This is a genomic window from Polyangium fumosum, from assembly GCF_005144585.1.
In the GTDB taxonomy this organism is placed as follows: Bacteria; Myxococcota_A; Polyangia; order Polyangiales; family Polyangiaceae; genus Polyangium; species Polyangium fumosum.
On the sequence record NZ_SSMQ01000022.1, the window covers coordinates 115,719 to 133,672 of the forward strand.

15 protein-coding genes and 1 pseudogene are annotated in these 17,954 nt (G+C 69.7%); 6 read left to right on the forward strand and 10 right to left on the reverse strand.

The window, feature by feature from the left end; translation table 11 throughout:
• Position 1: 1 nt before the first annotated feature.
• From E8A74_RS21870 to E8A74_RS21900, 6 genes are all read right to left on the reverse strand, one after another.
• Entirely contained in the window at positions 2–439 is a 438-nt protein-coding gene (locus E8A74_RS21870; protein WP_136930991.1) for a hypothetical protein, read from the reverse strand.
• A 14-nt stretch (positions 440–453) separates the two neighbouring features.
• Entirely contained in the window at positions 454–1,104 is a 651-nt protein-coding gene (locus E8A74_RS21875; RefSeq protein ID WP_136930992.1) for a DNA-3-methyladenine glycosylase family protein, read from the reverse strand.
• A 172-nt stretch (positions 1,105–1,276) separates the two neighbouring features.
• Positions 1,277–2,647 carry a hypothetical protein gene (locus tag E8A74_RS21880; protein ID WP_232379692.1) on the reverse strand — a complete coding sequence of 457 codons (1,371 nt, stop codon included), beginning with the start codon at positions 2,645–2,647 and terminating at the stop codon, positions 1,277–1,279.
• Positions 2,644–4,143, reverse strand: a complete 1,500-nt coding sequence (locus E8A74_RS21885; RefSeq protein WP_136930993.1) for a hypothetical protein — start codon at positions 4,141–4,143, stop codon at positions 2,644–2,646. The genes E8A74_RS21880 and E8A74_RS21885 overlap by 4 nt, the downstream gene beginning before the upstream one ends.
• A 40-nt stretch (positions 4,144–4,183) precedes the next feature.
• The gene (locus E8A74_RS52530) at positions 4,184–4,942 is read right to left on the reverse strand and encodes a hypothetical protein (protein ID WP_170229282.1); all 759 of its coding nucleotides are present in this window, start codon (positions 4,940–4,942) and stop codon (positions 4,184–4,186) included.
• 45 nt (positions 4,943–4,987) lie between these two features.
• Positions 4,988–7,444 (reverse strand): MMPL family transporter, encoded by a 2,457-nt coding sequence (locus E8A74_RS21900; protein WP_136930996.1) that lies wholly within the window; start codon positions 7,442–7,444, stop codon positions 4,988–4,990.
• A gap of 131 nt (positions 7,445–7,575) precedes the next feature.
• Between E8A74_RS21900 and E8A74_RS21905 the strand changes: the two genes are divergently transcribed.
• Positions 7,576–9,576 carry a VIT and vWA domain-containing protein gene (locus E8A74_RS21905; RefSeq protein ID WP_136930997.1) on the forward strand — a complete coding sequence of 667 codons (2,001 nt, stop codon included), beginning with the start codon at positions 7,576–7,578 and terminating at the stop codon, positions 9,574–9,576.
• Between the two features lie 13 nt (positions 9,577–9,589).
• Here the strand turns inward: E8A74_RS21905 and E8A74_RS21910 are convergent, their stop codons facing one another.
• Positions 9,590–10,933, reverse strand: coding sequence for an alkaline phosphatase family protein (locus E8A74_RS21910; protein ID WP_136930998.1), 1,344 nt, complete (start codon positions 10,931–10,933; stop codon positions 9,590–9,592).
• Between the two features lie 231 nt (positions 10,934–11,164).
• Here E8A74_RS21910 and E8A74_RS21915 point away from each other — a divergent pair, with 231 nt between their 5' ends.
• Genes E8A74_RS21915 through E8A74_RS21925 form a run of 3 tightly spaced genes read left to right on the forward strand, consistent with a single transcriptional unit; the run spans position 11,165 to position 14,132 of the window.
• Positions 11,165–12,778, forward strand: coding sequence for a sigma 54-interacting transcriptional regulator (locus tag E8A74_RS21915; RefSeq protein WP_136930999.1), 1,614 nt, complete (start codon positions 11,165–11,167; stop codon positions 12,776–12,778).
• 56 nt (positions 12,779–12,834) lie between these two features.
• Positions 12,835–13,641: a patatin-like phospholipase family protein gene (locus tag E8A74_RS21920; RefSeq protein WP_136931000.1), complete on the forward strand. Its 807-nt coding sequence runs from the start codon at positions 12,835–12,837 to the stop codon at positions 13,639–13,641.
• Complete coding sequence (locus E8A74_RS21925; protein WP_136931001.1) at positions 13,638–14,132, forward strand: cupin domain-containing protein; 495 nt, start codon at positions 13,638–13,640, stop codon at positions 14,130–14,132. The genes E8A74_RS21920 and E8A74_RS21925 overlap by 4 nt, the downstream gene beginning before the upstream one ends.
• Before the next feature lie 15 nt (positions 14,133–14,147).
• On the opposite strand, the gene E8A74_RS21930 is transcribed toward E8A74_RS21925, so the two are convergent.
• Together E8A74_RS21930 and E8A74_RS21935 are read right to left on the reverse strand one after the other, a co-directional pair.
• Complete coding sequence (locus tag E8A74_RS21930) at positions 14,148–14,735, reverse strand: PepSY-associated TM helix domain-containing protein (protein ID WP_136931002.1); 588 nt, start codon at positions 14,733–14,735, stop codon at positions 14,148–14,150.
• Positions 14,728–15,444, reverse strand: coding sequence for a molybdopterin-dependent oxidoreductase (locus E8A74_RS21935; protein WP_136931003.1), 717 nt, complete (start codon positions 15,442–15,444; stop codon positions 14,728–14,730). The genes E8A74_RS21930 and E8A74_RS21935 overlap by 8 nt, the downstream gene beginning before the upstream one ends.
• 202 nt (positions 15,445–15,646) lie before the next feature.
• Here E8A74_RS21935 and E8A74_RS55555 point away from each other — a divergent pair.
• Positions 15,647–15,793, forward strand: a pseudogene (locus E8A74_RS55555) (KGG domain-containing protein); the annotation flags it as partial.
• Complete coding sequence (locus E8A74_RS56040) at positions 15,732–16,256, forward strand: KGG domain-containing protein (RefSeq protein WP_342763969.1); 525 nt, start codon at positions 15,732–15,734, stop codon at positions 16,254–16,256. The pseudogene E8A74_RS55555 and the gene E8A74_RS56040, both read left to right, overlap by 62 nt.
• Positions 16,257–16,343: 87 nt before the next feature.
• On the opposite strand, the gene E8A74_RS21950 is transcribed toward E8A74_RS56040, so the two are convergent.
• The gene (locus tag E8A74_RS21950) at positions 16,344–17,882 is read right to left on the reverse strand and encodes a deoxyribodipyrimidine photolyase (protein WP_211365421.1); all 1,539 of its coding nucleotides are present in this window, start codon (positions 17,880–17,882) and stop codon (positions 16,344–16,346) included.
• Positions 17,883–17,954 lie beyond the last annotated feature (72 nt).

The window sequence follows — 17,954 nt, forward strand, 5'->3', positions numbered from 1 at the left end:
TCTACGGGCACTCGCCCGTGACTGAATCGGTCATTCCCGTCCCCAGGTTGCACATGACCTCGTAGTTGCACGTGGCGCTCGCGAAGGAGCACGACAAGGCAAGGTTGTTGTCCTGGCAATACGACTCGATGCATTCGATCCCGGGATCGGTGGGCGGCGCGGCGGGCGGGCCGGCGGCGCTGGCCCAGGAATCACAGACGAGCTTGCCGTTCTCGCAGGCGCACTCGTAGCCCCATTCGATGAAGTTGAGCTTGCACGTCTCGCCGACCTGACACCCCACGTCCTGCCCGCAGCGCTTGGTCGCGCCTGCGAGCGAGCCGCCCGTGCCTCCGGAGCCGTCCGAGGAGCTCCCTCCCTCGTCGCCGCACGCCACGAACAGGAGCAGGCCGGCCGTCATGGCCAGGAGGGCCCGCAAAGGAATCTTCGTAAGAAAAGCCATGGTTCGTCTCCCTCTCATTTCTTGGTTTCGTGAAGCCTCCAGAGGTACCAGCAAGCAATCGAGCGATAAGGCCTCCAGGGGCGCGCGAGCTTGACCATTCGTTCGGGCGTCGGATCCTTCCGGAGGCCGTGGAGCTTCATCATGCCCTTCTGGATGCCGAGATCCGCGACGGGGAGCACGTCGGGCCGGCCGAGGCGAAAGATCAAGAACATCTCCGCGGTCCAGCGCCCGATGCCTTTGACGCGCCGCAGGCGCTCGATCACGGCCTCGTCGTCGAGCGCGGGCAGCTCATCGAGCACGAGCGTGCCGTCGAGGAGCTTTTCGCAAAGGTCCCGGATGAACTTGACCTTGGACCCCGACAAACCGCAGGCCCGGAGCGCCTGTTCCTCGACGCGGAGGAGCTCGGCGGGCGGGAGCAGCTTTCCTCCGCCGATCGCGAGGACGCGCGCGAAGATGGTATCGGAGGCCTTCACGGAGAGCTGCTGGCTGACGATCGACTCGACGATGGCCTCGAAAAACCCGGGCGTATGAAACGGCCCGCTCGTCTGGGCGGCGGCGCCGAGACGGCAAGGGCCGACGGTCTGGATGAGGTCGGCGAGGCGGGGATCGGCGGTGGAGAGGAAGCGGAGGGCCTCGGCGTGGGGATCGGGGGCGGTCGTGGTCATGGGGCGGTCATCATACCCAAAAAGATATCGTTTGTCGTGACGGCGGTGTACGACAAACCGCCGAGGTCGGCGGGCGCGTTCAAACCTCCAGCGTGTCCGCATTCTTCCTTCACGAGAAACGCGCGCGTGCCAGGGAGCGGCACGATCCCGTCCTGGAAAAACTCCGAGGGCTTTACTTTCCCCGCCTCCGAAAACTCGCTCCCAGATCCCACCCCTCCCCGCCCCGCGCGAGCACGAGCTCAGGCATCAATCCTCCCACCACCCGCAGCTCCCCGAGCACGCCGACCCGCAAGCTATGCGTCAACGCCCGCGCCGATGCATTCGGCGCGAGCTTCGGCGGCTTCATCGCGAGGTCCTTCGCCCGCGCCGGGTCGTCCGCCGTCGCCAGCGATAACAAGGCCCCGAGGGGGCCCGGCTGCGAGGGGCGCACGATGTCGATCGAAAGCGTCACCTGCCCCCGCGCCCGGCGCCGGCCGAGCTCCACGCGCGGGATCGTCGAGACCGTCACCTCGTGCCCCGGCCGCGACAAGATTGGCGCGAGCGTCCGCGCCACCTCGACGAGGTGCGCCGAGGCTTCGTCCACCAAAAGCTCCGCCGGCGGCCCGCCCCAGCCCGGATCTCCATTGGCAGGCGGGAGGGGTCCGAGCCCGAGGTGCGACAAACGCTCCGGCGGAACCGCGTCCACGAGCCGCTGCGCGACCGATGGCGCGCCAAAGCTGCCGGCCTGCGGGCCCATCTGCAAGACGATCCACGCGGCGCGGCCGAGGTCGAAACGGATAGCGCCTTTGCGTTCGCCGTGCAGGCCGAGCCCGAGCCAGCCCACGTCGTCCCGCTCCGCTTCGAATCGTCGCAACGACGTCGCCAGGTCGTCCGCGCGCGCGACCTCGATCCCATCGAGAAACGCCGCGCCCCGCGCCGCGAAAGGATTTTTCGAAAGGACGAGCCCGCGCTCGCCGCATTCCGCGCGGAATGCGCCCGTCCCGTCCGGCGCGCTCGGATCGAATTTCTGCGGCACCACCGCGGCGAGCGGCGAGGCGAGCGCGCGGGCGAGCTTGTGCGGGTCGGTCGTGCCAAACACCATCGCCAGCGGGTCCTTCGGGTAAGGCGTGGGCTTCGGGACCTCCGCGAGGAGCCCCGCCGCGCCTCGGCTGCGGGCGCGTTCGATCGAGAAGATCACGTCCGCCGCGCCGAGCGTCTCCTTGCGCGCCGTGCGCAGGCCCTCGCGCAGCCGCACGACCGTGCCGAGCGCCTCCCTCGAAGGGAGCGATTGCGCGAGCGCCGGGGCCGGGTGGCCCGCGGCGTCCAGCGTGTAGAGCGGATCGGCGATCGCCGCGCCGAAAAGCGCCGCGGTCGGGTCGCGCAGGTCATGGGGATCGATCGAGCGCGTGGGCCAGGGCAGGTGCAGCGAGAACCGGCCGCCATGCGGGGTGCGGCCGAGCGCCGCGGCGGAAGGCGTCGCGGCCACGAGCGCGCTCGCCACGGAGGCGCCGAGGAATGCGCGCCTGGACAAACGATTGTCCCCGCCGAACATTTCGCCGCTCATCGGACCACCCATATCTCGTCCGCGGTGGCGACCACGAACGGCGCGCGCCCCGGGCCATCGGGAGGACACACCGCGAGCGCACGCACGCCCGCCGCGGCCGGAAGGCGCAGGAACTCGCGTGGCCTCCCCGCCTCCCCCGCCGCCGCGCGCGCCCACGTGCGCACGACGACCGCGTCGTCCAGCGCATCCGCCACGTCGAGCCCGCTCAGGATCTCCGGATCGCCGTCCTGATCGAGGTCGCCCACCGCGAGCTGCGCGCCCGCGCCGGTGATCGTCTCGACGTGCCCCGCGTCATCGCGCACCTCGACCGTGCCGCGATCGTTCCGCGCCGCGAGCACAGTGAAGCGCTGCCCTCGCGGCGTCACGAGCGAGGCCGCGGCGAGCACGTCGAAGTTGCCGGCGATCGCCGGCGCGATCACCGTTTCTCCCGACCAACAAGGCACGAGCGGGCCCGTGAGCCACCCCGACGCGACGCGCGCACAGCCGCTCGCCTCGCCCGAGGAGACGGGCAAACCCGCGACCGGCGCGACGACGACGAGCTCGGCGTCGAGGCGCAACGCCTTCGCGCGATCCGACACGCCGACGTCGACGAACCACGCGACAGCGTCCCCTTCGTCCCTTCGCTCGACGAGCCCCGCGAGGCCGATCGGCTCGCGCAGCGGGGACAAGTGCAGCGGCGAGAGGTCCGACCACGAGCGCGAGCGCAGCGGGAGCACCTTGCCCTCGCGGAGCCGCAACGTCGTCACGCGGCGGCGGCTCGTGCTCAGGATCTCCAGGGCGCCGTCGCCGTCGATGTCGCCACACGCGAGGGCCACGACGTCGGACTCGAAGTTCTGGCCCCGCGTGACGTTCGCCTTCGCGAGCGGCACCGCTTCGAGGAAGCTGCGGATCTCGGCGTCGAGCGGCGCCTCGGCAAACGCGTGCGCGAAGGGGCCCGGCTCGGGATCACGAATGCGCGCCCATACGGTGCGCGGGACCGGAAAGACGTCGGCCGTGACGCGGAGCTTTCCGCCGCGGATCTCGACGAGGAGGTGCACGAACGAGCGCTCGCCGCGCGCCGCCACGCGCGCGTCCGCGAGCGGGAGCGGGGTCGGGTGCGCGGAGCTGCCCGCGCCGAGGCGACCCGCGAGGAGCGAGGCGATCCGGGTCGTGAGCTCGGCCCCGCGCGGCGCCGGCGTGTCCGAGGCGAGCGGCGCGGCGATGACGCGCGCGGGAAGAAGCAAAACGGGCGCCAGATCCGCAGCAAGAGACTCGACCACGCGGGCGACCGAGGCGCGCGGCAGGCGCGGCGCGGCGGGCGGAGGCGAAGGGTTCGTCGGGGTGGGGTTTGCCGGCGGAGGGTTCGTCTTGGCCGGCGCGGGGGGCGCGGCGGGCTTGTTCGGCTGGGCGCCGCTGTTTCGCGGGACGAACAGGGCGAGGACGATCGCCGAGACAAACATGCCATGCGCGCGCTCACGCGGGCGCGTCCCCTCGGTGCGTAGCGGCAGGCCGGCCACGCGATCAGAATAGGCGACGGGGAGGCGCGTGGCTATGGGATCAACGCGACCGCTCGGTCGACGGCGCGGCGTCCTCTTCCTCGGGCAAACCCGCGAGCCTGCGCGCCGTCGGGCGGATCCCCTCGGCGAGCGCGGCGTGCCCCGCGAGCGCATAAAGGCCGCAGGCCGCCTCGGTGACGCCCTGGTACGTGGAGAGCCACCGGGCCATCGCGAGGTTCTTCGTGCTTTGCGAGAGGACGGCCTCGCGTTTCTCGCGGTCGACGTCCGCGAGCGCGCGCCGAAAGTCCGCGATGGCGAACCCGAGGTCCTCGGCGACGGCGAGCGGCGCGATGGCGAGGCTCCTGATCTTCGGCGGCTCGACGAGCGGTCGATCCCGGAGGAGGCGCTCGACGGCGCTCGCCACGCGGAGGAGGACCTCGGGGTCGTCGGGGATCTGCGAGGGAATGCCGTACGCGGCGGCGACGGGCACGCCGTAGGTGCTCGCGAGCGTGGTGCGGAGCGAGAGGAGCAGGGCCTTCAAGACCTCATGGCGCTCCTCGGCAAGCGCGCGCGGGGCGTCGTCGTCCGCGAGCTCGCGCGTGTGCGCGAGATCGGCCGCGAACATCGCCTCGGTCGAGCGCGCGAGCAGGTCGCGCAGCGCGTGGAGGAATCCGGCCACGGTGACGTCGCGGGGCGGGCCCTCCGGGAAGAGCGCGGCTTCGAGCTCCCTGGCGATATCGGGGGTGTGCTCGTTCAAGGAGGCGAGCACGGTGCGGCTGATGGCGACGCGATCCGCGATGATCTTGGAGGGTTGCGACATGGGAAGAAGCTATGGATACCGCCCCGCGGGCAGCCTGAGAAGACCTCACGCCTTCCAGAGCCGAAGCCCCGCGGGCACGACGACGAGCGCGACCACGAGCCCCGCCACGCTGCCCAGCGCGCCCACGAGGCCAAGATCCCGAAGGCCCTCGAAGCGGCAAAGCGTGAGCGCCGCGAAGCCCGTGGCCGTCGTGAGCGCCGTGGCCGCGACGGGAGGGCCCTCGTCACGCAAGGTCTCGCGAATCACATCGTGTTCAAGGCCGGGCGCTCCGGCCTGCCCCCCATCGACCTCGCGGGCCCGATAAAGCAAGAACATGCCCTCGTCGACGGTGATGCCGAGCAGCACGGGCAAGACGAGCGCGTCGTAGGCATGCAGCGGGATGCCGAGGATCCGCACGAGCAAGAGCACCGCCGCGATCTCGCAGAGGACGACGACCGCCGCGATCACCACGTCCCGCACCCGCCGGAGCGACATCGCGAGCGCGGCCACCACGAGCACCGCGGCGACGCCTGCGATCTTCGGCAGGTCTTGCGAAAGGCTCTGCCGGAGCACGACTTCGAGCCGCGCATACCCCGTCAGCATCGCGTGCGGATCGGTCCGCCGGAGCGCCTCCTCGACCCGCGCCGTCGCGCCGGGCACCTCGCGGGGCCGCACGTAAAGCGCCACGAGAGGCTCGCCCTCGTCCATGCCGAGGTACCTCGACAGGAGGATCGACGCCGTGCCTTTGCGGAGATCCTCGATCTGCACGAGGTCACGCGTGGGCGCGCGCATCGCGTCGAGCGCGCCGGCGAAACGTGCCGGTGCAAACCCCGTCTCCACGAGCGCCTTTTCGAGCTCGTTCGCCTTTGCCGGGAGGTCTTGCGCGTCTCGCGCCGCAAAACGCGCCTCCTGCGTCTCCTTCGCCGGCGCGAGCGCCGTGAGCGCGTCGACCGCCTCGACGTCGTCCTTCATGGCCGAGAGCGTCTCCGCGATCCGATCCCCTCGCGCCCGCGCGCGCTCGAGGTCCCGATCGGCGACGAGCACGACCCATTGCCCGCGTTTGCCGCCGAACGCGTCGAACACCGCCTGCTGCACCTTCAGCGGCTCGAGCTCCTTCGGCCGCACGGCCACGATCGAGTCCGACAACCCCGGCGCCGCGCCGAGGAACACCGCGACGACAGGCAGGAGCGCGACGAAGGCGAGGAGCGCCGCGCGCCTGCGCGTGCCCGAGAGCCAAGCAAACGCGTCGGTCCAGCGCACGGGCGCAGGCGGAGGCGGTGGCTTTCGTTCGAGCAACGCGCCGACCTCCGGCGTGACGAGGACGATCGCCACCGCCGTGAGCAGCTCGCCCGCGGCGCAAAGGAGGCCGAGCTGCTGCATGGCCTCGATGCTCGAAAACGCGAGCGCGCCGAACGCCGCGGCCGCCGTCCCTGCCGCGAAGAGCACGCCGCGCGCCGTCTTCGCCCGCGCCGCGCGCGCGGCCTCGCGTGGAGGAAGCCCCGCCCGCCGCGCTTCGAGAAGCGCCGCATAGACGTGCACGCCCGTGTCGACGCCCACGCCCACGACGACCGACATGAACGCGACCGCGATCCCCGACAAACCACGCGGGAGCGCCGCGGCCACAGCCGCGGTCCACACCGTGCCGAGCAGGAGCGGCGGCATCACGGCGACGAGCGCCCGCACGCGCCGGAAGATCAAGGCGAAGACGAGCGACGCGAGCACCATGGCGATGGTGCTGGAGATCGAGAGGTCCCGCGTCAGCATGGACTCGGTCGCCGCCGCGATGGCGTGGCCGCCCGTGAGGCCGAGCCGCATCTCGGGGTGCGCCTGGCGAAGGGGCGCGAGGACGGCCTCGGTGTCCTCGACGAAGCGGCGCGCGTCCACGCCGCGCAACGCCTGTCCACGCGGCTCGGCGAGCACGAGGTGCGCCTTGCCGTCGTCGGTGGCGAACGCCCCGTCCGGCTGCGTGCGCACGCCGGCGCCGATGTCCGCGCCCTCGTAGACGAGCTGCCCGAGCCGGAGCGGGTCGGCCGCGAGCATCTCGGCCGCGGCGCCGCTGCCCGGCGCGAGGAGCATGGCCCGGCTCTCCGCGAGCCGCGCGCGCATGCCCTCGGGCGTGAGTGCGCCGCGGAGGCGCTCCATCGCCCGGGGATCCGCGTGGCGGAATGCGAGCATCGGATCGAGGGCGCGTGAGGTGTCGACGCGATCGGCGGCGCGGGCCACGCTCGGGCGCTTTCCGAGCTCGGTCGCGACGCCTTCCGCGACCTTCGCGACCGTCTCGGGATCCGGCCCTTCGATGAGCACGACGGCGAGGTCGCCGCCGCCGAAGCCTCGCACGTACCGCCGCAGCGCCGCAGCCTCCCCCTGGTCCGGCAGGAGCGACGCGACGTTCGGGTCGAGCCGGAGCCGGAACGTGACCGCGAGGAGCGCGAGCAACGTCATCCCGACGAGGGCGAGGGTGACGGCGCGCCTCGGCCCTTTCCTCTCGGGTGCCGCGCGGCCCGTCGACTCGGGAGCAGACATCGGCGCTTCGATACGCCGGGCGCCCTCGCCCGGCAAGCCGTACGTACGCCGGGGCAAGAACGATCCGCTTGGTGAAGAATTCAAAAAAATCGGGAACGACGCGGCCCCGTGGATGTCGAGGATCCATCGCCATGCGGACCTCTTTCGTTTCGTACACGTGCGCCGCCGCCCTCGCTTCGATCCTCCTCTCCGCGACCGCCGCGTCGGCCGACGACGTGCGGGCCCTGCGATCGGACAAACTCGTCGAAAAAGCCCACGTGATCGATCTCCGCATCGGCCACGGTCACGCCGATCTCGTCGTGCGGCGCACGGTGCACAATGGCGGTCCGCGCCACGATCAGGCGACGTTTTACATCGACCTGCCGGCCGGCGCCGTGGCCGTCGGGCTGCGCACGCTGGCGACGCTGGACGGCAAGCCCCACTGGTACGACGGCGAGTTGCTGGAAGCAGAGAAAGCGGCGGCGCGGTACCGCGAGCTGACGGGCGTCGGCGGGTATTATCCGAAAGACCCGGCCCTGCTCTCGTGGCGGAGCCAGAGCCTGCTCGCATTGCAGGTCTTCCCCTGCCCGCCCGGCGAGGACAAGACGATCGAATACACGCTGCGACTGCCGACGCAATACCGCGACGGCCGTCATCACCTCGATCTCTCGGCCATGGGCACGGAGAAGTTGCCCGCCGCGGCCACGGTGTCGCCGATGATCGCAGGCGAGGCGCTCTTCATCGGCGATACACGGCAAAAAGCGCCGGCCCAGATCAGCTTGAAAGACGCGGTGGACCTGTCGGTCGCGCCCGCGAGCGAAAAACCCCTCGAAGGCGCGCTCGCTTCGGTTTCGTTCGGCAAGCAGAAGAACGTCGTCCGGTTCCACATCGACGCGGCGCCCGCGCTCTCCCGCGTGCCCCGCGGCGCCCACGTCGTGGTGCTCCTCGACGCGTCCCGGTCGCTCGAACAAGAGCAGGTCGAGGCGGAGGTCGCCATGGCGCGAGCGTATCTCTCCCATTTCACGGACGCTCGCGCGGCCGTGCTCCTGTTCGACCGCGCGGTGCACGCCCCGAAAAACGGGTTCGTCTCGGTACGCCATGCGCTCGCCGGGCTCGACGGTGCGCAAATCGTCCGGCGCAACGGGAGCCACATCGACGAGGCGCTCGCCCGCGCGGACGCGCTGCTGGCGGCGCTGCCGGAGGGCACGCCGAAGCGAATCCTGGCCTTGACGGACACGCGCACGCGGCAGGAGCTCACGCCGGAGCGGCTGCGAGGGCAGCTCTCGAAGAGCGGCGCGCTGCTGCACGTCGGCGTGGTGGGGAGCGCATTTTCGACCACGCTCGAGCGCGACGACACGCATACCTGGGCGACGCTGACGCGGCCCACGGGCGGGCTCGTCTGGCAGGCTTCGATCGACAAGGACGACCCGGGCGAGGAGCCGCGCCACGTGTACGAGGAGCTCGCGCGGCCCACGCGGATCGACCATTTCGAGGTGCACGCGCAGGGCCTCGCCCGGGAGGATATCGAGGCCCCCGAGGAGATGATGGAGGGCGCGTCGTTCGAGGATCTGCGTTTGTCGGAGAAGCAGGTTCCGTTCGTGGAGGTGACGGGCGAATTGTGGGCGACGCCCGTGCGCCGGGTGCTCGTCGCGGACGAGGCCGAGAATCGAAGGTGGGCGGCGCTCGTGTTCGGCTCGCACCTGCTCCATTCGATCGACGAGGCAGATATGATGACGCTCGCGATGATGGGGCGGGCCGTGTCGCCGGTGACGAGTTATCTCGCAATCGAGCCGGGCGTGCGTCCTTCGACCGAGGGGATCGAGGAGTTCACGGGCAGCGGCCAGGGTTTCGGATCCGGTTATGGCCGGCTCGCCGGCGCGCATCGCGCGAAGCCGGTCCGGCTCGCGACATTCGACAAGCAGGCGTTCCTGAAGAGCGAGCTCGAGCGCGGGCTGTCCGCGTGCGGCGGGGCGGGAAAAAAGGCGACGGTCAAGCTCGAATCGACGATCCAGGAGCTCGTCTCGGTGCGGACGACGATCGACGGCGAAAAGGCGGGGGCGAAGCTCGTCTCGTGCTTGGAAGAGGCGGCGTGGGAGATCGTGCTGCCGACGGCGTTCGATTCGGCCTGGCAGGTTTTTACGATCGCCCTCTGATCGACCTACCGTTTCATTGCAGCTCGGCGTTCCACATCGCCTGCCAGAGCTCGGGGTAGGCGCTCGCGACGCGCGCCGGTGCGTGGTCGCAGAGCGCGCGCGCCGCGAGGTCGAAGGCGAGCGCGCCTTCGGTGCGGGGCGTGAGGGAGCGCTTGCATTTGCGGCCCGGTCGCTCGGGCGGGCTCGGCGGGACGGGGAGCGACGCCCGCGCGGCGCAGCGATTCAAGACCGTGGAGACGCTGCCGATCCCCTGCACGGCCCTGCGCGTGACGGGCTCGGAATACACGCCGTCGCCGAATTTCTCGGCGAGGAGCTGCAGGATCGAGGTGTGATCGAGCAGGCCGCTGTGGACCGTGCCCGGCTCGACGAGCGGCGAGACGACGATCGCGGGGACACGCACGCCCGTCGTCGAGAATTTCCCATCGTGAATGGGCAGGGGCGAGACGTGATCGTACAAGCCGCCGTGGGAGGCGTACGTGACGATGAAGAGCGTGCGGCCGAAGCGCTCGGGGTTCGACGTGAGCGCCTGGTAGACCTGGAGCAGGAATCGCTCGCCGGGCGCCATGGGCAAGGGCGGGCGGTTGTCGTTCGGTGGACGACCGAGATGGAAAGGCGCGTCGAAATAAGAGGGCTCGATGTAAATGACCTGGGGGAACGTGGCGTCGGGCTCGTTGCGAACGTCGTCCGCGAGCCGCGCGGCAGGACGGAAGCGCTCGCTCGTGACCTCACCGTGCATCCAGGGGCCGAGGGTGAAAAAAGACAAACCGTCGTGGTACACACGATATCGGACGCCGCGCTGCTTCATCCAGTCGAAGACCGTATCGTGCAGGGGCAGGAGCCGGGGCGTGGTGTCCGCGAGGAGCGAATAGCCGCACGTTGCCATGAGCCGGTTCGGCGCCACACCGGTGGGGAGCGGAGCGAACCAGCGGTCACAGATGGCATAACTCTTCGCCAGGAAATTCGTGACGGGCGCGCCCGAGGACCGCAGGAAGCCCATCGGCAAGGACCTCGACGCGCGATGCGCGGAGAGCGCAGCCGCGCGCACGAAACCATCCATGCACCGCTTGCCGGAGGACGCCCTGCGGCCGAGGGAGATCTGGACGGACTGGCTATCCTCCGGCAGCTCCCCCGGCATTGCGCCGTCGCGGATCTCCTGGGGCTGATGAATACGCCCCTCGCACGTGTTCTCGTACCGCGCGTCGAGGAGCTTGCCGTCGATCGGCGTGCCCACGAGCCCGTCGAGTCGGCCCTCGTAAGGCCCTCCGTCGAGGCTCAGATGGCCGAGGACGTGATCAAACGACCTGCTCTGCATCATCAAGACAACAAGGGTGTCGATGTCCCCCAGTTTGTCGGGCACGGTTGACCTCCAACGAGTTACGCGTCGAAATGACGGACGAGATTGCACGCGGCATGCCAGCAAAAGGTCGTGGACTCGTGAGCTTGACCAGGGGCTCGACACACCGCAGGCACCCTCCGCCGATCCGGGCCCACACCGGACGTATCGCCGACGTGTCGGCTGACATGTCGACCGACACGTCAGCCGTGCACAGGCTTGTCGAGCACCCCCTTTTCATGTTATCAATGGTACGTGTCCTCACAAGACGCGGAGCTCTCGACGCTCGATGGGCTCAGCCCGCCGACACACGCAGACGATCCCGAGGCGGGGTTCGCGAGCGCGCATGTCCCCACGTTGACGATTGTCTGGCACCCGACGCTGGAGCGTGTCGGCGATCGAGCACTCCTGCCGCTGCGGCCGAACGGCAGCAGTGTCCTTGTATCGCGGCTCGAGCCCGACTTCTCGCGCCCGGGTTCGAGCAAACGCGAGCCGCTCGCCGACCCGCACGTGAGCCGCACACCGATTCGTCTGCTCTGGCTCGAAAACGAATGCATTCGTATCGAGAAGCAAGGCAGCCCCACGCGGGTCGTCGTGAACGGAGCACCGCTCGAAAGCAGCCGCGATTTCTCGGCGAACGAGCTGCAGGCCGGGATCGTGCTGGAGCTCGCGAACCGCGTCGTGCTCCTCTTGCACCTCGACGAGGCGCGCCAGGAGTCGGAGGATACCCTCGGCCTCGTGGGCGCGAGCCTGGCAATCGAGCGCGTACGCCGCGAGATCCGGCAGCTCGCGAGCCTCGACGTGCCCGTGTTGGTGCGCGGCGAGACCGGCACGGGTAAAGAGCTCGTCGCGCGTGCCCTGCATGACACGGGAACACGAAGGAATCGGCCTTTCGTGCCCGTGAACATGGGCGCCATCCCACCCACGCTCGCCGCCTCGGCGCTGTTCGGGGCCGACAAGGGCGCCTTCACCGGCGCGGTTCGCAGCCACGGGTACTTCGGAAGCGCAGCAAACGGGACGCTGTTTCTCGACGAAGTGGGCGAGATGCCGCTCGACGTGCAGGCGAACTTGCTCCGGGCCCTCGACGACGGGGGGGAGGTCCAGACGCTCGGGGCCTCGCACATGCGGGAGATGCAGGCCCGTATCGTCGCCGCGACCGACGCCGATCTCGAAGCCAAGGTGCAAGCGGGAGCCTTCCGCGCGCCGCTCCTGCACCGGCTGGCGAGTTACGAGCTCGTGATTCCGCCCCTGCGCCAGCGACGCGACGATATCGGGCGGCTCTTTGTGCATTTTCTGTACGCCGAGCTCGACCGCTTCGGAAAGGCAGACCGGATCGCGGCGAACAAGGTGTGGCTGCCCGCGTCGTTCTTGGCGGCGCTCGTCCGTCACGAATGGCCCGGAAATATTCGGCAGCTCCGCAATGTCGTCCGTCAGCTCGTCCTGGGCAGCCACGACGCCGGTCCGCTGGATCCGGGTCCCGCGCTCGCAGCGCTGCTCGCGACGCCGCCGCCACCCGCGGTTGGCAACACGAGCCCCGGAGGCGAGCCGGGGCCCCCGCCGACGAAGGCGCCCATTTCGCCGCGCCGCACGAGCCGCAAGCCGAGCGACGTGACCAAGGACGAGCTGCTCGAAGCGCTGCGCACATGCGACTTCGACATGAAGGCCGCGGCCGAACGGCTGAGGATCCCGCGGAGCTCGATTTACAACCTGGTCGAGCAACACAAAGTGCGGCGCGCGAGCGATCTCACGAGGGAGGAGATCCTGCGCTGCTTGCGAGAATGCGACGGGAACGTCGAGCTGACGGCGAGGAACCTCGGGGTGTCGAAGGTGGCCCTGCAGCGGCGGATGCGCGAGCTCAAGATCGGCTGATCGCCCGATCGGCAAACCCGGGACGCATTTTTCGGCTAGGATGCGCCGCCCCAACCATGTCGTCCGCCTCGGCCGCCCCCCACGCCTCCGGTCGCCCCACCCCCACGCTGCGGGAGTGGCTCCGCGAAGGTCCCTTTTCGATGGGCCTCTCGTCCGGCTTCTTCGGGTTCTTCGCGCATGCGGGGGTGATGACCGTGCTCGAAGACGAAGGGCTCGCGCCCACGCGGGTCTCGGGCTCCAGCGCAGGCGCGCTCGTGGGCGGGATCTGGGCGGCAGGCGCGAGCGCGGTGACGATCCGCGACGAGCTCCTGCGCTTGAAGCGCGAGGACTTCTGGGACATGCGGCTCGGGCCGGGGCTGCTCGCGGGCAAGCTCTTCCGCGCGCGGCTCGAAGCGTTGCTCCCGGTGCCGACGTTCGATCGGTGTCGCGTGCCGCTCGCGGTGAGCGTGTACGACGTGTTTGCCCGCGGGACGCGCGTGCTCGCGGGAGGGCCGCTCGCGCCGGCGATTCAGGCCTCGTGTACGGTGCCGGGCCTGTTTCATCCGGTCTGGCACGAGGGGCGGCCGCTGCTCGACGGCGGGATCCTCGATCGGCACGGGCTCGCCGGAATGCCCGCAGACGAGCGGCTTTTTTATCATCACCTCGCGTCGCGCTCGCCGTGGCGAAAAGCGGACAGCCCTTCGCTGAAGGTGCCCACGCGCGACGGGATGACCGCGCTCGTCATCGAGGCGCTGCCGCGAGTGGGTCCATTCCGGCTGCCTGAAGGCGCGCGGGCCTTCGACATCGCGGCGCGAGCAACGAAGGACGCGCTCTCCCGGCCCGCCAAGGGCCCCGAGATCCGCGTGCAGGGAGGAGACACATGACCGACGAACCCACGAAAAAACCGAGTCTCATCCGGGCCCGCGAGCGCGGACCCGAGCATTCGATGTCGCATCCGTTCAACCCCCATTCGCTGGTCCACGGGCACCTCCTGGGAATGGCGACGGGGCTCGAGAGGATCGGGGTCAATCTGATCCGCGTGCCGCCGGGGAAGGAGTCGTTCATCTATCATCGCCATTACGGCGAGGAGGAGTTCCTCTACATCCTGAACGGCCGGGGCATCGCCGAGATCGGGGACGAGTCGTTCGAGGTGGGGCCGGGCGATTTCATGGGTTTTCCCGTGCCGTCCGTGGCCCACCACCTCAAGAACCCGTTCGAGGAGGATCTCGTGTATCTCTCGTGCGGCGAGAAAAAGCCGACGGAGATCGCCGAGTTTCCGCGGCTCGGCAAGACGATGGTGCGCGCGGGCGAACAGGTCTCGCTCTTCGCGACGAGCGCGGCCGAGGCGTTTCCCGGGCTCGAAAAGCTGAAATGAAGGGGGGCGGCCCGATCAGGGGCCGCCCGAGAGCACGACGTAGGCGATCGGCACGGCCGCGCCGACGAGCACGAAGATGCCGCCCCGGCCGATCAAGCCCTTCCGGCCGGGCAGCATGAACATCCCCGAAAACGCGAGCAGGAGGAGCAGGACCGCGTAGCCGTCGGCCACGAAGGTCCACGCTTTTTTGCCGCGGTTCAAATGCAGCCAGTTCGCGAGCCGCAGGAAAAACCGCGGCTCGTCGCCCTCGTCGAGCACCTTGCCGGTCTGCGTGTCCACGTGGAGCGTGCGCCGGTCGAGCGTGATTTCGAGCTGGTTTGGCGCGGCACGATAGACGTCGCTCGGCTTGCCCTTCACGTCGAGCTTTTGAAGGACCCGCTCCGCGACGGCCTGATCCTCCCCTTCGAGAGGTCCGCCGAGATCGTGCGTGGTCTGGTGGCTCTTGAAATTCGGGTCCCAATCCGCGATGTGGTTCACCGCAAGGCCGGACGCGGCATACACGAGGGTGAGCCCGACCGCGAGGTTGCCCGCGTCCCGGTGGACCGTGCGGAGGAGGCCCCGCAGCGACAAACGCCGCCGAGGCTCGGGCGCGCCCTCAGCCATACCGCTCCTCGGACCAGGGATCGGCGTGGTTGTGGTAGCCGCGTGTCTCCCAGTAGCCGGGCCGGTCGGTCCGGACGAACCGGATGCCCGTCACCCATTTCGCGCTCTTCCAGAAGTAAAGGTCGGGCACGAGCGCGCGCGCAGGCGGGCCGTGCGGGCGCGTGAGCGGATGGCCCTCGTGTTTGTGCGCGATGAGCACGTTCGGCGCGGTCGCCTCGGCGAGCCGGACGTTCGCCGTGTATCCATTCGCCGCCTCGAAGATCACGTGCCGCACGGTGTCGCGCACCTTCGCCATCTTGGCGAGCTCGGCGACCTTGACGCCCGTGAATCGAGCGCCGAGCACGCTCCAGCCCGTGACGCAGTGCACGTCGCACGTCTGCTCGGTCTGCGGCAGGGCGAGCAGGCCCGCGAAATCGAGGTCGAAGGGGTTGTCGACGTCGCCGTGGACGTGCAGCTTGAAGGCCGACGGGCTCGGGTCGCCCGGGTCGCCGCCCATGGGCTTGAGCGCGTCGAGGATGCGCTGGCCCGGCGGCAGGCGCGGGCGGCCATCGGGGCGGAGCTGCTTGGCCCGCGGGTCGTCGGTGGCGGCGAGGACGTAGGTGCCGCCGCCGAGCGCGAGGAACGAGGTGCCGGCCGCAGCGGCGCGCAGGAAGGCGCGGCGGCGAATGACGTTTTCGAGCTCGGGGGAATCATCCTTGGGCTTGGGCACAGAAGCCTCCTCGTTCGAGCGCACTCATCCTAGCGTTCTACGCGCGAGCGTCGAGGCGGTTTCAACGGCGCGCGCTTCCGATCTCGATCTCTCGCACGGCGATGGCGGGCCCGCAGCGCGGGAGGAGCCCTCCACCGGGGGGGCCCCCCATTGACACCCTGGTCGGCCGGAGAATGTTCGGCGGGAGCTGGGAGGGAACTACATGGCAGAGCGCAAAGACGAACCCGGCAAAGGCCAGATGACCGTCGAGGAGGCCGGCCGCAAGGGCGGGCACATCGGCGGCGAACATACGCGGGACAAGTACGGGCCCGAGTTCTACTCCGAAATCGGCCACAAGGGCGGCCAGCGCGTCCGAGAGCTCATCGAAGAAGGCAAGCAGTCCGAAGGCGAGGGCGAAGGCGAGCGCGGCCAAGGTCAGAAACGCTAGCCAGAGCGACGAGCGCGGGCTTGCCGCTCGTTTTCCCAAAGAACAGGAGACGACCATGGCGGAGAAAAAAGAGCAATCCGGGAAGGGTCAAATGACCGTCGAGGAGGCCGGACGGCTGGGCGGTGAGGCCCGCAAGGAAGAGCTCGGCTCCGAAGGTTACGCCGAGATCGGACGCAAGGGCGGCGAGACCGTGCGCGAGAAGTACGGCCCCGAGTTCTACTCCGAGATCGGGCACAAGGGCGGGCAGAAGGGCGGCGAGACCGTTCGCGACAAGTACGGCCCCGAGTTCTACTCCGAGATCGGGCACAAGGGCGGTCAGCGCGTCAAGGAGCTGATCGAGGAGGGAAAGCAATCCGAGGGAGAGGGTGGAGGCGAGAAGAAGTAAATCTTCGCGCGTCGCGGTACGCGGCGCGTCGAAACATGAATGTCCGAGGGCCGGGGTGGATAAAGGACCTTCCCCCCGGCTCTCAATTCATTTCGAGTACCGTTTGTCGCGACGAGCCGCGTCGTCCGGGCCGCCGAACTCGACGAGGTAGCGCTGGAGGTCGATTTTCTTCAACGTATTTCCCGAGCTCATGTAGCGGACCGTGCCGTAAACCGGTCGTTCGGGGGCCCAGGGACGGTCGTAGCGGCCGAACGTCCAGAGGATGCCCGAATACGAGTTCGGGTCGCGGCCGTCGAGCGCGTACTTGTCGTTGAGCTCGATCAGGATGGCGAGGGCCTCACGCGGGGTGCGGGTCCATTCGAGGACACGTTTGCCCCAGAGCATGCGCAGGTAGTTGTGGATGCGGCCGTCGCGGAGGAGCTCGCGTTGCGCCGCGTTCCAGAGGGGATCGGACGTGCGCGCGCCTTCGAGCTCGGCGAGGGTGAAGATCGCCGGGCGGGGATCGGATTCGTGATCGGCGAGCGTCTTCTGGGCCCAGTCCGGGAGGGATTCGAAGCGCTGCGCGTCGTCCGGTCGGAGGGCGCAGAGGTTCAGGCCGATCTCGCGCCAGGTGACGAGCTCGTCGAGGAACGACTCGACGGGCGGGCTCATGCCCCAAAAACCCTCACGCCTGCCGCCCGCGGGTTTGGTCTTCTTTTCGGTCCAGGCTTCGAGCCGCTCGAGCTCGGCGAAGACCTCGTGCGTGGAGACGTGGCCAAAATGGAGATAAGGCGAGAGGCCGCTCGTGGCGCGGGCGTCGGGGTCGTTGCGCTCGGTGTCGTACCGGAGGAGGTTCGTCCGCAGGAACCGCGCGATCGCGGCGCGGCCCGCCTCGGGGCCGCCCGGAATGCGGGTGACGACGGGGACGGTATGGTCGATCGGGAGCGCGGCGAGCGCCGCGGGCGAGGCGGCGAGGAGCTCGGGCGAGGCGGCGGGCCAGCGCGCGAGGAGGTCGGGCGCGAGGAGGTTTTTGGGAGAGGCCGGCAGCCCCGCGGCGAGCGGATCGGCGAGCGGGCGGCGGCGGAGGTGCGGGAGGAGGTTTTTCTGGAGATACGCGCGAAACGAGAAGGCCGTGGTGAAGACACGGTCGGGGGCGTAGATCGGCAAGAGGCCGTTGGAATCGACCTGCTCGAAGCGGACGGGGATTTGCTTCGCCGCGGCGGCGATCATGCGCGGGAGGAAAAAGATGGGAAAATCGTCGGTGACGACCACGCACGCGCGGCGCGAGAGCGCGGCGACGAGGCCCTTGCCCGCGCCGGGGCGAGGTTCGACGTAGGCATGGTGCGTGACGCCGGCCTCGGCGAGGCGGCGGGCATTGTCTGCCATACCGCGCAGAACAAACGCATGGAGCCTGTCGCTCGCGTACGGATAGCCGGCGCGCAGGGCTTCGAGGACGACGAGGGGGCGGCCGAGGGCGCGCGCCCATTCGGCGGCACGTTCGAGGCCGAAGTTGAAATGGGTGCGCCGCGCCGCCGTCATCCAGTAGAGGACGAAGGCCCCGTCCGGCCGGAGATCGCCGTCGTTCGCCAGGCGCACGCGGTCCGCGGGGACGCGGCTGTCGCGGAGGAGCGTATCAGGGTTCGTCATGGCCATGTCCCGACGCGGTTCCCCTAAGTCAGCAGCCACCACCGGCAAGGGCCGAAGTACGAAGAGGCCTGA

Excerpts from the sequence above, each read along its gene's own strand:
- E8A74_RS52530 (WP_170229282.1), bottom strand. The coding sequence starts at position 4,942 with ATGTCGCAACCCTCCAAGATCATCGCGGATCGCGTCGCCATCAGCCGC.
- E8A74_RS21880 (WP_232379692.1), bottom strand. The coding sequence starts at position 2,647 with ATGAGCGGCGAAATGTTCGGCGGGGACAATCGTTTGTCCAGGCGCGCA.
- E8A74_RS21870 (WP_136930991.1), bottom strand. The coding sequence starts at position 439 with ATGGCTTTTCTTACGAAGATTCCTTTGCGGGCCCTCCTGGCCATGACG.
- E8A74_RS21920 (WP_136931000.1), top strand. The coding sequence starts at position 12,835 with ATGTCGTCCGCCTCGGCCGCCCCCCACGCCTCCGGTCGCCCCACCCCC.
- E8A74_RS21905 (WP_136930997.1), top strand. The coding sequence starts at position 7,576 with ATGCGGACCTCTTTCGTTTCGTACACGTGCGCCGCCGCCCTCGCTTCG.
- E8A74_RS21950 (WP_211365421.1), bottom strand. The coding sequence starts at position 17,882 with ATGACGAACCCTGATACGCTCCTCCGCGACAGCCGCGTCCCCGCGGAC.
- E8A74_RS21900 (WP_136930996.1), bottom strand. The coding sequence starts at position 7,444 with ATGTCTGCTCCCGAGTCGACGGGCCGCGCGGCACCCGAGAGGAAAGGG.
- E8A74_RS21930 (WP_136931002.1), bottom strand. The coding sequence starts at position 14,735 with ATGGCTGAGGGCGCGCCCGAGCCTCGGCGGCGTTTGTCGCTGCGGGGC.
- E8A74_RS21875 (WP_136930992.1), bottom strand. The coding sequence starts at position 1,104 with ATGACCACGACCGCCCCCGATCCCCACGCCGAGGCCCTCCGCTTCCTC.
- E8A74_RS21925 (WP_136931001.1), top strand. The coding sequence starts at position 13,638 with ATGACCGACGAACCCACGAAAAAACCGAGTCTCATCCGGGCCCGCGAG.